The organism is Pseudoalteromonas sp. SG43-5, from assembly GCF_014164345.1.
Lineage (GTDB): Bacteria > Pseudomonadota > Gammaproteobacteria > Enterobacterales > Alteromonadaceae > Pseudoalteromonas > Pseudoalteromonas distincta.
In genome coordinates this window covers 87,674-102,399 of record NZ_JACJFA010000009.1, presented here as the reverse complement: position 1 = coordinate 102,399, position 14,726 = coordinate 87,674, and the positions used below count along the sequence as shown (strand labels likewise).

The following is a 14,726-nucleotide window of genomic DNA, read 5'->3' as shown; positions in this document are numbered from 1 at the left end:
ATTGTCATTGTGGGTCTGTTTGATGCAATCATTAAAAATTGCGCTTCACATTCTAGGATGGCCGGTAATTGTCGTTTGGGAGTAAGTCGTCACGTAGTCGTGAGTAGCGACATGCCAGTGGTTTTTTAACCAGTGCGTCAATAACATGCAAGTAACTAATATTACGTGCACGGCACCCTTTAGAAGCATAGACACGCGCTAAGGTTTGAACTAAATCGCTGCCATAGCGCAGCTCTAAACGGTTGTCATATAAACGCACAAGTAATCGGCTACCAATAAGGCGTGACGGGACGCTATAGGTAACACGTTTCAATGAAATCGTACTCGTACGTGACACCGTTAGATAATGCTCGGTGTAATTGACGCTCATCCTCTTTGGTAAAGCATGTAATTGTCGCTGCTCTACTGCGTATTTATCACTTACACGGCGATTGCGGCGAGCAACAATGTCGGCAACAAACGATTCATAGGCTTCTCTTGTCTGAAAGTCATAACTACCACGGATTTTTAATGCTTGCTCCAGTTGCGATTTAAGATGCCCATGAGGGCTCTCAATAGCCCCATTTTCATGCGCAATACCGCGGTTATTGCGAGTCGCTTTAAAGCCATAATGGGTGACTAGCTCATTAAAGCGCTCTGTAAAATCGTTATCATTAGTGTGATTACGATAGGCGGCGCTCAGACTGTCTGTACGCACTTCTTTAGGCACACCGCCGGCTGCTCTAAATGCGTTTTGCAAGCCATCAGAAAAAGCAGCAAAGCTTTCACCGCCGTAAATCACTTGGGCGTAAGCCCAGCCACTTGCGGGCATACGATAATGAAACAATATATGTTTTAGGGGGTCACTAGCAATGGTAACGGCTGACTTCACATGTGTAAAATCACACATACCTAATAGGCCATACTCGTGTGTTTGCAGGAATACGACCTCTTTGCTTGAGCCGTAAAGCGCTCGCCATTTGTGAATTCGACGCTCTAACGTACGCCGTGAGCTCGGGTTAAATTTGTCAGTGTGAAATTCGCAAAGGTGATCAAAAATTCCCACCGGAGTTAACGTTGCATCACCTTGAAGTAGAGGGACAACAATACTGTCCCAGATAGGCTCAAGTGGATCTATACGCGTTCGCCATTGGCGTTTATTAGACAATGGCTGCTGTTCCAGTTTATCAATGCGCCTTGCTGAACGTTCTGAAATACCTGCTTTCGCAGCCGCGATAACTTGGCTATTACGCTTTCTATGTTTCATATAAATAGTGACCTGCTGAGCAGTGATTCGTATTCCCGGCACAGTGAACTCCTCCGTTCTGCTGTACCGAACCTTATCAGATCAACCGGCCAAGATAATTGTCGCTAGACCGGCCACCGTAATTGTCGCTTAATAGAGTTACATTGTAACTTCAATTAGAGGTACTTTATGAGCAAAGGCAAACGGTATACCCAAGAATTTAAAATAGAAGCTGTTAAACAAATTACTGAACGTGGTTATTCAATTGCTGAAGTATCAGAATGATTAGGTATTTGTACTAAAACGTTATACCACTGGCGAAGCTAGTTATCAGAAAAACTTAAACAAACCAAATCACCTGATGAACAACTAAGGATCACCAAGCTTGAGGCCGAGCTAAAACGTGTCACGGAGGAACGAGACATTCTTAAAAAGGCCACAAAATAGTTTGTTAGAAACACAGAGTAAAGTACGCTTTTATTCGTGAGCATCAAAATGAGTTTTCTATTGTTGAGATGTGTAAGCTATTTAAGCTACAGCGCAGTGGTTTTTATGCGTTGTTAAAAAGCCATTAAGTGACAGAACAATCGAAGATAATCGTTTACTTAAGCTTATCAAGGAGTCCTACGTTGCCAGTTGTGGTATTTACGGCAGTCCTTCGATACAAGCAGATTTACGTGAAGCTGGTGAGCAATGTAGTGTAAATCGAGTAGCTAAGATCATGCGCCAACATAGATTCAAAGCGCAAATAGGCTATAAACATCGCCATATTAAAAGCGGTAAAACATCAAGCACTACAGCTAACTTGCTAGATCGCCAGTTTAATCCTCCTGCGCCGAATCAAACTTGGGTAAGTGACACTACCTTTGTGAGAACCTATTAAGGCTTCTTGTATGTAGCAACTGTCATAGATTTATTCTCTAGACGCATAGTAGGTTGGTCGATGGATAAGAACATGGACAAAGACTTAGTAATTAAAGCATTGCTTATGGCAATTTATCATCGCCAACCCAAAGCTGAAATATTGTGATCAAGAGAGGCAATATGGTAGTGCTGATTACTTAGCCTTTATAAAAGAACATAACCTTGTACCTTCAATGAGTCGAGCTGGGAATTGTCATGATAATGCTATTGCTGAATTTTTTTACAACAATTATAAAGCTGATAATTAAAAGGGAGATTTACTCAACACGCAATGATACGAAAGCAGAGATCTTTTATAGAAATGTTTTGCAATTCGAAAAACGCTATTCGCATACAGACTGTCTTTCACCTGTTAAATTTGAGGAAGCGTATTTTTCTGAGTTAGAAACTGTCTAGTAAAAGCTGTGAAGTCCAGTGGAAGCTTTGCTCAGTTTTACTTAACCCTCTAGGTTACAAACCTTGCGCCGCGATTAAGTAACTCCAGGCTTGAATGAACTTTAATACGCAAAGATCAACAGACCCTAAACACCTTTGAAACTAAACTATTCAAGCACGTGATTAGCTGTGATAAGGATTAAAGTATAGGAATATTTTCCACAATGTGGAAAAGTAAATGACAAAAGGTTTTAAATGCTTTCTATTTAAAGCAATACAGTTTATTAAGTAATTAAAATTTGAAAACAGGCCTATTAAATTTAGTGTGAAAGACATATACCCCTTAGCCGATTTTTAACATTTACTCTATCTTGAGTTTAAAAAATTACACAAGAGTTACTCTCAAGTTTTTAAAGATGAAGCTGTTTTAATAATAACTGAGCAGAGCTACAGCGTTGCAGTAGCCGCTAAGTCTCTTAGTAGTTTACTTTACAAGTGAAAAGATAAAGTAGTCGCTAAGCAACAATGGGTTACTTTGGGTGAACTAAAGCGATTACGTAAAGAAAACACAGAATTAAGTATGAAAAAAGAAATATTAAAAAGGTCACCGCCTTCTTTACAAAAGAAATGAAGTAAAATTTAATTAAAAAACAGTCTATTCAGTTCCCTGTGACATTGCTTTGTCGCATGATGCAAGTAAGCAAATCAGATTATTATGACTGGCTAAAATGCCCACCATTAATAATCAGCATTGATACGCTAAAGCTGTACCGACGTATCCGCCAGCTTTTTGAAAAGAGCGGAGGGAGTTTAGGTAACCGAGAAATGGTGAAGAGACTTCGCAAGGAAGGCTATCAAGTTGGTCGGTACCTTGTTCGTAAGATTGTACGCCGTGTATGTTTAAAAGTTACACAGCACTAGGCATAAACACTCAGACTCTGTTGCAGCTAACTTACTTAACAAGAACTTCAATCCAATGGGTGCTAATCAAATTTAGGCTGGTGATGTGACTTATTTAAAAACAGGTGAAGGCTGGATGTATTTGGCTATAGTGATGGATTTATATTCACGCTGAATCGTAGGATGGCATATCGATAAATGTATAACAACGGGCTTAATAAGTAAGGCGTTATCAAAGCCTAAAATTTGCGACAGCCGCCGATTGGGCTCGTTTTCCACACCGATCGAGGTTCACAATATACCAGTTTACAATATAGTAAACTGCTCGCTAGTTATAGCATAAGAGCAAGTATAGGGGATGTGGGAGCTTGCTGGGATAATGCTGTCGTTGAGCACTTTTTTAGTAGTTTAAAGCATGATTGGTTATTCAAAGCAAACCAGCCAATGAGAGTATTTATGAAAAAATAAGTGGTTGTATACATTAAATATTACAGCTTAGAGCGTCTGCATTCAGCGAATAATGATTTATCGTCTGTGGAGTTTGAAAATTATGAAATTAAAGTGTCTAGTTTTAGTTGACCAGAACAATATATGGTACTACTGCTAGAAAGGGGAGATTAAGTTGGGAAATATTATTAAATATTCATGTGATAAAACGTATTTATATTATTCGTAGACAAGTCTAATTTTAACAATATGCCTTTTCCACAATGTGGAAAAGGCATCTAAAATAAAGGTTATGTTGGTAAAACTAAGAGTTAAAGCTGGTTAAAAGCATTTCTAATATATCTGGACTTATCTTAGATTCATCTATAGAAATATTTACACCATTTTTTGTCGTCGTAAATTTTACACCACTTACGTTGCTTTTAATAAGCTCTTTGAACTTACCGTCATAAGCAGTTTTATCTTGAGCTTTGTCATTTTTAATTTTATTTAAAATATCACGTTGTAACTTTTTAGATTCCTTTTCTAAAAATTCGTCTATTTCTAATAATTCTTCTTTAGACTCTTTACCAGTAAGCTGTGATGTTTCGATCGCTTTAAAATGTGAAGCTAAATTATCGAGATAATTATCTTTATTATGTTTAACTAATTCTCGTAGAAATGGAGTAGATATAAATTTTAGGGCAGGGAACAGCTTTATAATATCGTTAGGTATATTTGAAAAGCTTAACGCGTAGTAGACGTTGCTTTTTTTCATCCCCAAAATTTCACAAAGTTTTGTCCCTGTTAGCTCTATACCATTTCTTTTCTCTAGTTTATCCTTTAACTCACTAATAGAGCGCGCTTTATCCATATAGCTAGGCTCTGAGTATTCATCCATAACTTGAGCGAAATGGGCACGTTCTTCTTCCGATAAATTTTTGGTTACAACCAAAGTTAATTTAGTATTTGGTAAAAGAGAAACAGTGTAAGCACGGCGAAGTCCACCTAGGATTTCATACTTTCCATCAACAAGTTCAGCTCTAACGGCTTCTGTATTACCACCTGTAGACTTAATTGAATGATAGATATCAAGCACAGATGCTAAAGATAAGTCTTTAAATGATCGTTTATTATAAATCGATTTTGTACATTTATCTAAAACATCATGGCTTTCAATTTCAACGCGTTCCCACTCAATATCTCGTTCAGAAATTGGAGAACGCTCTACTATATTGTTTCCACTATTTTTCGTAATAAGCTCATCTAAATTAGTAGTTGTGACTTTACGCCCGATCACGGCTCTTTTTCTTGTGTTCATAGTGGTCTAGCCTTTGTTTTTTCTATTAAACGTAATTGTGTCAAATACTGAACGTGTGAATTCCTCAGCTTTTAAACGCGCTCTTTTCAATGCATCTCTGTCACCAGGATAAAATTTTGGATTAGTTGAAAAAACAGTTCCAAAACTCTCACCGCAACGTTCAAATGCTGTAGATAAAGGCAGTGAGGTATCTAGCATATTGGCACCGCAGACCTCACGAAGCAGACTTTGAGCATCTGCGTGATCCGATTTCCTCGCAATCTTAGCCATATATCCGAATATTGAACTAAGTTTAATTTCGCTGCCTGCCGTTTCGGTCATATCGAAAAGCTCAGGGAGTCTTTGCATAAATTTCAATGTCGAGTGAAAATCAACCTGAGCAGGGGGGACTGGTATTAAAAATGTATCGGCTGCAACAAATGAGTTTAATAAAAATGCATCCAAGTGAGGCCCTGAATCAATAAAAATAAAATCATAATCGTGCTTTAGTTTGTTAATTATATTCTCTTGCAGAACATCATATATATTTTGCCCAGGTAAATGCTCATTTGCTAACTTTTCGAATTGAGAGGCTATAAATGCGTCCTCAATAGAGGCAGGTATAATATCTACGCCAGATACGTTCGTTGGTTTAACAAACTCTTCCAATAACTCTTCACGGCTTACATTCTGTAGCATTGCTTGGGCAACAGTTTCATCTACAACGCCAATCGAAAGGTCGTGTTTCATAAACATTGTTGCACTGGCCTGTGGGTCTAGGTCGAGCACTAATATTCTCAAATCATGGTGAAGTAGGGCAGGGGTGCACCTCAAGCCGTGAGCGAGAGTTACGCTGGAGACCGTTTTTGCAACGCCTCCTTTAAGGTTTGTAAGGAAAATTGTATGGGCTTCTTTAAATTTATCACGGTATTTAGGAACCCCTCTGTGTTCATAAATAGCGGTAATATCTTTATGGCCCATACTATAAACATTATTTAAACCGGCCTGCTTTTTTTGGAACTGATATCCTTTTTGCTCCATCTCAGCTACAGCCTTATCAACTTTTGCCTTAGCCAGTTCTGGTAAATTTGCGACTGCAGATTTTGAGTATGTAGGTTCATACTTTTCAGCATTAAATTCTATCTGAGAATTAGTAATTTTCTCTGACAATGCCTCCAGGGTTAGTTTCGCCCTAGTGGCTATTTTTAGTATTCTGTCATCCATCAGCTTACCTTGAAATATGCAGCATTTTATAAAGTTAACATATAATGCTGCATATTAATGTGTTTGTAAACATTAAATGGAATATTTAGTTTCTTGTCTAATTGCTATGTATTTCAAAGTTATGCACTTATACACAGACACTATAAATTATATTATTTCTATTAAAGAATATAGAGACTATTAATATATAGACTCCTTATCTCATTGAAAAATAATGGTTTTTAAGTTGTTTTAGATCAGTTTATTGGTGTTTAAGATCACTTTAATGGTGTTTAAGATCATATTGATGGTATTAGTGATCACAAAAATGGTGTTACTGATCATATTACTGGTGTTGTGATTACACGTTTATGGTGTGCTTAGTAGTCGATATCCTTTGTTAACTCTATTAAAGAATTAACTTCATCCCTTAGCTGTTTCTCTTTCTCATTTACTGTATTTTTATTTAGAGCCATGCTTCTATTTAGAGCTTTTTCAACTTTATCCGCCTCATCATCCTGGCCAAGATAGCGATAAGCAAACATTAGCTGTGTTAGTTCTGCAGGAGATAGCTTTTCATTTTGAATCAATTGCTTAGAAATTAGTTCTTTCACTGTATTTAGCGCATCATGAGTATTTAATTCTTCAGTAGTACCTTTATTTAGCCATCTAATAAGAAATTTTATTTCAGAAATTTTCTTACCTTGTGTTTTTAATTCATAACCAATGTCGTTATTTTCGCTTTCTAGAAATAAAAATTCTTTACGAGCAATAGGGTGCCCACGTAAGATTTCTATGCTATCTCTAACGCAGCGTTTCATGAATACGCCGTTGTTTTTAAAAGAGCTTTTATTTTTTTTCAGCCGCCCACTTTCATCGAGTAAACCAAAAAGCCCTTTCAGCTCGTCAATTGCAATGTAATGCATTTCATAACCGTCTTTTTTAAACCGGCTTAAAATTTCGTACAATCTTTTTGCGTATTCTTGTTTTATATCTAAATATGTTCTTGTTGTTATTAATGCAAACCCTTGTTTATATTCAATATATTCACTTTCAAGCATGTCGTTAGGTACCATTGTCAACACGCCTCGTTTATACTTAATATTTTTAAATAGAGGTTTGTAATCAAATTCAAAGTCGCCAGGAGTCCCTTCTACTTTTATACCTATTTTGTAGCTTGCAAGCCGTTCAGCAGCAGGAGATAAAATACTGCCTACGTGCTTAGAGCTGATATTCAACCATTCTGATAACTGGCTCGCTGTATATGTATACTGCGGTGTGCTTTTTTCCCAATCAGAGTCTTTCATCTGGGCCATCATCAGTGCAAACAGATCAGCTTCCCTTTGCGACAAGTCCTTACGGCTGAATACAAGTTTATGCCCTTGTTTTATATGTTTAGGTAAATTTGAACGAGAAATTGGGTTTGGGTTTAGTTTTTTTTCCATTTCACACCAGAAAGATGTAATCAATAATCTTAAAATACACAATACTGGTCAATAACACCAGTTTTGTGTATTTAAATCGATTGTTTTACATAAAACTGGTGTTATTAACCAGTTTTATGTAATCAACAAATTTCATTTTCATTAAAAACATTATATTTCAGTGTGTTGTAATTCGCTTCGTTTTTTAAATAACATAATAGTGGTGTTTCTATACCACTATTATGTTATCTAAGATTATAAAACACCATTTATTTGCAGCTGACGTTAGTCATTTGACGAAAAACACCATAATTATGTTATCTCAATATAGTTATTAAGCCTTTGAACTAAGTCTTACTCGACAATAGAGTACAAAAAATGGTGTTTTTAGTATTAACACCATAATTATGTAAAGTTAATAGCCTGAAATTACATATTTGTGGTGCATTTAAGGGGAGGTTCAACAATAAATACATAATTCTGGTGTATTTAACCAGAATTATGTATTGATAACTTGTTTCCACATTGTGGAACGCATTTCCATATCTACTATTTATTTTTATTTATATGGGAGGCGGCTTAGAGCGATAAGCGGTCGTTCAGGTGAGTCGTCATTAACTTAGTAAGTATAAGAGGAAACTTTCCTCTTTTTTACATGTTTCTATAAGCTACAGAAAGCATAATATTTATAGTTGGCAACAGCTTACAATATTTGTTATTAATATACGTTCATTAAATAAGGACGTTTTCGCGCTAAAATAGAGAAAGTGTCCTCTGGTAAAGTTGTTATATTAATTTCAAATTGAGATGTTATGGATAAAGAGTTAATAAAAATTGATTATGATAATCACAAACCTAATGCATCTCGATTTATGAGCGCTATCATTGAGCAATTAAATGGTTTGGTTGAACAGAATGATGTGACTTTAGGCACCGCAATAGAGAGCAGGATAAAAACGTTTAACTCTATTGAAGGTAAATTATTAAGAAAAAACAAATCAATAACATCTATTACAGATTTAGATGATCTGGTTGGTCTCCGAATTATTGTTTTATTTAAATCGGATATTGTTAAGGTTTGCAATCTTATTAAAAAACACTTTGATGTTGTTGAGCAAGAAGATACCTCAGAAAGACTAAGTGATGATCAGTTTGGTTATCATTCTACTCACTACACTGTAAAGTTGCCAAACGACTGGCTCAAGTTGCCCACACTGCAAGGTTTAGAGCTATATAAGGCTGAAATCCAGATTAGGACGTTGTCGCAACATACTTGGGCTGTAGCCTCTCATAAACTGCAGTACAAACAAGAAGACAACGTGCCAGTCCCCCTGCGTCGTTCCATTAATAGGGTTTCAGCTTTACTAGAAACTGTGGATTTAGAATTTGAAAGATTGTTAGTAGAGAGGCATGAATATGTTGAACATATTAATGACGAATCTAGCTTTAATGTTGATGTACTAGAGAAGCTTTGTGATCAACTATTACCGGCCAAAAATAAACACGTTGGTCATGAGAACTATGCTGAGTTTTTAGCTGAATTAGCACTTAATGGAATTAACAAAACGACTGACTTTATTAAGATAGTAAATGCTCATTTATCTAGCCAGATTCAGGAAGACCAATCAAGAGTAATAAACGAGTTACAAGACCCTCAAAGCGAAGATCTTGAAAGGCTTCATCAAGGTGTTTTTTATACACATATCGGTTTGGCTCGTGGGTGTTTACATGAAGAGTTAGGTGAAAACCATAGATATGTAACACTGGAGAATAATTAATATAACAAGGCATTACCAATGTCCGCTGTTGGCACTCTCCAGTCACTCGAAAAAATAAAATTTAATACTAATTTGTAAGGTGTTTTACTTTGTCGGGTGGGACTTCGCTTATCAGACCTATGTTGGAACTTTGGTAAAGTTTGCCTTTGAGCTGTATGCGTTTACGTAGAGTTATAAATTGTCTACTAGAAGCTGGAAAGTACATAAAATTAACCTCCTTTATCGTGTGCCAAAACAAGCCTTATCAAAATTAGTGTCAGTACTATCGCTGGTATTATCCAAATAAAATCAGTCATATTGTTCATTCTCGAGGTTGTACAGCCATATTAACCTTAATGATTTTTATTATTTTTGCAAATTTAGCCAACAAAAACGCAACTCTTCATTTTACCCATCGCATGGCCCTAGTTGATTTTAGGACAATTAACGAGGACAAATCATGAAAAATACTAAATCTCAATTTATTCGCCAATATGTACGTGCTAGCAAATCGCCTTGGGATGACTGCTCTACAATTTTATTGTTAGCAGATGTAGTTAACGAACAAAGTTTGGAGTTAAATTTCAATCAATACATCTATTTACATAGAGATAGCGTTGGAAAAATACTTGGTATTAGCATTTCAAATAGTATGTTAGAAAAAAATCCGAGTTTCGAGAATCGATATTTAGAGGGAGTAGATATGACGCTTTTTTTACTTATCTACATAGAGCAAATAACGCAGTTTTGTGAGTTTTTCTCTGAGGAGTTTCAGCAAATATTTATGCAAACGCCAACTACATTTTTTGCAGCAGCAGAGAGTGATTGGGTCGATATTATCGACAATGCATAACCCCCTAAGCGAACATTTGTTCGCTTTTTTTTATAATTTTTTTCGTAAATAGATTTAAATTCCCATGCCTGATTATTACCTAATAATGAGTTATCGATTTTGATAACAAATCATACAAGGAAAGTTAAGTATGGAAAGCACATACGTATCAACATTGGATTTTTTAAAATTATTACAGACATTTAGTCGAGTAATCACCGCGAATGACCACCAAATAAACCTATTAGAATTACGCAGTGATAATTTTAATTTACATGAGCTCTGGGAGGTCATTGGCCCTGAAATTACAGCGAATAAAGCACTAAATGAGTTTGCCATGCGAAAGTTTACTTACGAGCTTATGCATGCTCTGATTAGCGACCCAATAGAGCGTGTGGAGCTGCCATGTGACTTCGAGGATGATGTTTTTTCTTAGGGTTAAATTGTAAATAATTAGCGATTGAAACTGAGGTCATAATAGTTATTTTCAAAATCAAAGTAACAGCCTGATCATGTCTCCCAAAATATGCCGTGAATCATTATTTGCTGATTCGTTGCCCTAACTGCAATAGCGTTTAATAGGGCATTTTACTCAGTTACTGAGTATCAAATCTGGGAGGAGGTCCTGCGCAAATACAGGGGTTCGTTACGGTGGCTCAAAAGCGTAGTCATTGTAATCATGTTTGGCCAGGCGCATAGGTCAAATGCAAAAGGGAGGTAGATTTACATCTATCTCCCTTTTGCGTATTTCAGTTAGTTCACTCAGTAGCCTCATTACAAATCATAGTGGCGTAGTAAAAAAATAAAAAATAATTAATTTATTTTTTAACCGTCAGAAATGAATTTATAAAAGTGGCAAATGCGCCTGTATTTTTATTTTTTCTATTTTAATACTTTTAGAGGTGGCTATCTTATTGAAATTAAATAAAATATTTACTGTTTTGGTGGGCAATTTATATGTTTGTTGTGGCATTATATACGAAATGAGTAGGCAATTTATACGGTTTAGGGGGCCATTTTCACTGTAAATAAATAAAACTTTTTTTTACCAAAAAACTTACCGAAATTTCTTTTATTCGTTGAGCCGCGGTTAGCATAACAGCATAAACTAGAAATGAGGTAGAGAAATGAGCAGTAAAAATTCTCCAAGAATTGTTTTCGGCAATAAGCTGTTGCATGCGGGTTATTCACTCGATATTAATGAGCAGCGATTAATAAATCTAGCGTTGTCTAAAATTAATTCCAAAAAGTCTAACCCAGGAAAAATTCTGATTTATCCAACGGAATATGCCCAGTGCTTTGGCCTGAGTAAAGGTAGTGTTTATGAGCAGTTGAGCGCAGCTGTAGAGTCACTAAGAGATAAATCTGTAACTATTTTAAATGATAGCGGTGAAGCGGTATCAATCCCTTGGGTGAGCAATGCTACATACGAAAAGCTGAAAAATCAGGGCTCGTTTATTACACTGGAGTTTTCAGAAGCCATCGAGCCGTATATTTTTAATATAGAGAAAAATTTCACAAGGTTATTTTTTCATAACACAGTAAAATTAAACAGCCTAGCATCATTTCGGTTGTATGCACTCCTAAACGAGGTGCGAAATTATAAAAATTACAAACGACAGGGCGCGGTAGTTGTGAATTTTCAGTTGCCAGAGATGAAAAAGAAGTTGTTTTTATCTGAATCATATGGAGCATGGCGCGATTTTAAAAACCGCATCCTGTTACCTGCTATTGAAAAAATTAATGCCCACACAGATGTACGCGTAACGTTTAAGCCAAAAAAAATGGGTAACTGTATTACTGCCATCGAGTTCTCATACATCCCTCAATCCGACGGTCAGCATATAGCTAGGCCGAGGTTAGCTCGTCGGCCTAAGGTCAAAAAGGGCACAGACAAAGAGGGCGCATGGGCTCGGGGAAACCTCAATCGATTAGGAAATTATGAGCTATTAAACCAAAACGAAAACTCTGCTTTTAGATTGGCAAAAGCAGATATAAGGCGTTGTGTAGAATATGCAAAAATTCTTGGTGACGATAAAGCTAAGTCGTATTACTCTCATCAATTACGCAATTAAAATAATCATAATGTCTCAATATTTATGCTACTGCATTACGAGTAAAACATTTCATTAATTTCTTCACACAATTTAGTTCGGTATATTATTGAGGCACGCAGCAGCTCGGCATCGCTCTCACTGAGAAGTGGTGCTCGTGTCTTCTTGTCAAAACGTTGCGGCATTTCCTCAAATAGTTGTTCGTGGAGTCGCTTAATGTCATCAAAAATTTTGACCGACTGAGAGAATAAAAAAATCTTACTGTAATCGCGATTTCTTAACGAGGCCAAATATTTTAGTAAAATGACCTGTCGTGCCGTTTTATTTTTAAATGAATGCTCAATTTCAATTGCTGCAACAGAGCCATCTAGGAGTCGCACAGCACCATCCACAGTTCGTGTATCAGATAGGTTATTAATACGTTTAAATTCAGGCTCGGTAATAAACCCATTCCACATTGGTGCGTACGTTTCATCACTGTGGTAATTATGTATACCGCGCAGCATGACAAATGCATTAATCAGGTTATGCATTACATTGTTTTGATTGAACTGCAGAGCAGGGTTTCTATTCGCTCTAAAATGTATATCGATGCCCATTAACTCCTCTGCAAATTTGGCTGCAGTGTAGGTAGGTACATAGACTCGACCGTCTGGGCTTCGGTGTGTTTTTACAACACGCAATAGCCCATCGTTTTCTAGCCGGTTTAAATGCTCTAGTGCTAACCGATGGTTGATGCAATATAACCAACGAATAATCCCTGGTGTAACAATAGAAAATCGAATAGCAATTAAAACGGTTAATCTAGTTCGGTTAACGCCTTTTTGATGGTTATTTGCGCCTGGATAATACCGCATATCTATATCAAAATAGCGAGGGTAGTGAGTGAGAAGTAAGTTGTTAGTTTCTAAATCTTTTGATGGCTGCTGAGTCAATTCACAAAATCCTTTTAGTGAGTTAATTAGTAAAATTAACTAGTACCACAACACAAAAATTATCATCATTTTATAAATGTATTTCCGTTTTTCATTCCGAGATGCTCTGGCAGCATGTACGGAATGATTGTCGCGATAATTATCGCAACAAAAGCCGCTTTCAGCGGATGGCCTCGTCGCTTCGCTACTCAACCATAGGTCTAAAACGCCCGTCAGCTCTGGTGTTGCTCCGCAACGAGCTGGCTCAACGCGCTATCGCGCTAGCGTTTTATACCCAGCGCGAATGCACCGAGCTACGCTCTGTACTGACCGCCATACTGCCGCTTCAGACAATGCGATGGGTGCCCCATTATCCGCATTTTTCTTCGCTTTTATTTTCTGACGAAAATTATGGTTCGATATCAATTTGTGCCAAATTTTAATCGAATTTCGCTGATGCGAAACACTATCGCGGTCAGTACAGACCAGCTGTACATTCGCGCTTTCTCCATGTGTCTACGGCTTCGCCTACACCACATTACGCGCTTGTTGGCCTCATTCTGAGGCGCTATTTTGCAGTTTTTCGTGCCGAAAAATGCGATCTAAAAACCTGTCTTGCAGACAAAAGCCGCCTTCAAATTAAACTTATTAATAAACTTTTTAGATAAAGAGGAGAGGGTTTTTACTAAAAAAATTAAGTGAAAATAGAAGAAAAGTGAATGCCTTATTCAAACTGTTTGTTGCTGAGCTGCGCAGTCAAACAAGTTTGTTTTTTATCACGAAATCATTAAATTTGAAAGCATTAATTAATGATTATTAAGGTTTAAAAATGAAAAACGACGCTAATGATATTGCTATTAATCCAACAACAGGATTACCTATCACAAATGCGAGCGCTAATATGGTTGATGTTGGTGGCAATGTGATAGGCCAACACGATAGAGTAATGACTGTTTATGAAATTGAAGAATCGATAGCGGACTCTATAGAGCACGAGTGTTTTGATGCATTTGACACGTTTGATGACGGTTTTTAATGCCCCAAATTTTAAAGGCTTTTAGCCAATATCTAATAGAAGTTGCCTATTCGATTATCGCATTTAGTGGCTCAGCTATACTGATATTACAGTACCAATCGACTGAAAACTTCGCTTGGTTTATCGCTCTAAGTTTTTTGTACTAAAATGATAACAGGTATCTATAACTACGAATATTATCGAAAAAGTAACACCCCAAGCATGAAGGTCATGCTTAAGCATCTCCTTATTAAATTTGTATAACCCTTGTTAATTTGTCCTAAACGCAAAGCGCCTAATTCTAGGGCGCTTTTTTGTTGAAAGCATTAATTAGACTGTCACAAGATAAAAAGATAAAGGTTTATATAAAAATGAGT

The 14,726-nt window shown here is 36.7% G+C and carries 13 protein-coding genes and 1 pseudogene; 9 read left to right on the top strand and 5 right to left on the bottom strand.

Annotated features, from left to right (window positions below):
- Positions 1-52: 52 nt before the first annotated feature.
- Positions 53-1,288, bottom strand: coding sequence for an IS21 family transposase (istA, locus tag H5161_RS11540; protein ID WP_220493529.1), 1,236 nt, complete (start codon positions 1,286-1,288; stop codon positions 53-55).
- A 126-nt stretch (positions 1,289-1,414) separates the two neighbouring features.
- On the opposite strand from istA, the gene H5161_RS19995 reads away from it, so the two are divergent.
- The 4 genes and pseudogenes from H5161_RS19995 (at position 1,415) to H5161_RS11530 (ending at position 4,003) form a co-directional block, all read left to right on the top strand.
- A complete protein-coding gene (locus tag H5161_RS19995) occupies positions 1,415-1,510 on the top strand; it encodes a transposase (RefSeq protein WP_220493527.1) in 96 nt (31 codons plus the stop codon).
- A gap of 301 nt (positions 1,511-1,811) precedes the next feature.
- Positions 1,812-2,108 (top strand): IS3 family transposase, encoded by a 297-nt coding sequence (locus H5161_RS19990; RefSeq protein ID WP_310737012.1) that lies wholly within the window; start codon positions 1,812-1,814, stop codon positions 2,106-2,108.
- A 6-nt stretch (positions 2,109-2,114) separates the two neighbouring features.
- Entirely contained in the window at positions 2,115-2,255 is a 141-nt protein-coding gene (locus H5161_RS20295) for a DDE-type integrase/transposase/recombinase (RefSeq protein WP_220493525.1), read from the top strand.
- Between the two features lie 699 nt (positions 2,256-2,954).
- Positions 2,955-4,003 (top strand): annotated as a pseudogene (locus H5161_RS11530) (IS3 family transposase).
- 172 nt (positions 4,004-4,175) lie between these two features.
- Here the strand turns inward: H5161_RS11530 and H5161_RS11525 are convergent.
- The 3 genes from H5161_RS11525 to H5161_RS11515 all read right to left on the bottom strand — a co-directional run bounded on the left by H5161_RS11525 (position 4,176) and on the right by H5161_RS11515 (position 7,798).
- Positions 4,176-5,171, bottom strand: coding sequence for a hypothetical protein (locus H5161_RS11525; RefSeq protein WP_182769347.1), 996 nt, complete (start codon positions 5,169-5,171; stop codon positions 4,176-4,178).
- Between the two features lie 6 nt (positions 5,172-5,177).
- Complete coding sequence (locus H5161_RS11520; protein WP_182769346.1) at positions 5,178-6,374, bottom strand: AAA family ATPase; 1,197 nt, start codon at positions 6,372-6,374, stop codon at positions 5,178-5,180.
- Between the two features lie 359 nt (positions 6,375-6,733).
- The gene (locus tag H5161_RS11515) at positions 6,734-7,798 is read right to left on the bottom strand and encodes a replication initiation protein (protein ID WP_182769345.1); all 1,065 of its coding nucleotides are present in this window, start codon (positions 7,796-7,798) and stop codon (positions 6,734-6,736) included.
- A 791-nt stretch (positions 7,799-8,589) separates the two neighbouring features.
- On the opposite strand from H5161_RS11515, the gene H5161_RS11510 reads away from it, so the two are divergent.
- The 4 genes from H5161_RS11510 (at position 8,590) to H5161_RS11495 (ending at position 12,441) form a co-directional block, all read left to right on the top strand.
- Entirely contained in the window at positions 8,590-9,555 is a 966-nt protein-coding gene (locus H5161_RS11510; protein WP_182769344.1) for a GTP pyrophosphokinase family protein, read from the top strand.
- A gap of 439 nt (positions 9,556-9,994) precedes the next feature.
- A complete protein-coding gene (locus tag H5161_RS11505) occupies positions 9,995-10,387 on the top strand; it encodes a hypothetical protein (protein ID WP_182769343.1) in 393 nt (130 codons plus the stop codon).
- Between the two features lie 130 nt (positions 10,388-10,517).
- Complete coding sequence (locus H5161_RS11500; protein WP_149602688.1) at positions 10,518-10,802, top strand: hypothetical protein; 285 nt, start codon at positions 10,518-10,520, stop codon at positions 10,800-10,802.
- A gap of 691 nt (positions 10,803-11,493) precedes the next feature.
- The gene (locus tag H5161_RS11495; RefSeq protein WP_182769342.1) at positions 11,494-12,441 is read left to right on the top strand and encodes a replication initiation protein; all 948 of its coding nucleotides are present in this window, start codon (positions 11,494-11,496) and stop codon (positions 12,439-12,441) included.
- 35 nt (positions 12,442-12,476) lie between these two features.
- Here the strand turns inward: H5161_RS11495 and H5161_RS11490 are convergent, their stop codons facing one another.
- Positions 12,477-13,355: a hypothetical protein gene (locus H5161_RS11490; protein WP_182769341.1), complete on the bottom strand. Its 879-nt coding sequence runs from the start codon at positions 13,353-13,355 to the stop codon at positions 12,477-12,479.
- A gap of 808 nt (positions 13,356-14,163) precedes the next feature.
- Between H5161_RS11490 and H5161_RS11485 the strand changes: the two genes are divergently transcribed.
- Positions 14,164-14,370: a hypothetical protein gene (locus H5161_RS11485; protein WP_182769340.1), complete on the top strand. Its 207-nt coding sequence runs from the start codon at positions 14,164-14,166 to the stop codon at positions 14,368-14,370.
- The last annotated feature ends 356 nt before the right edge of the window (positions 14,371-14,726 follow it).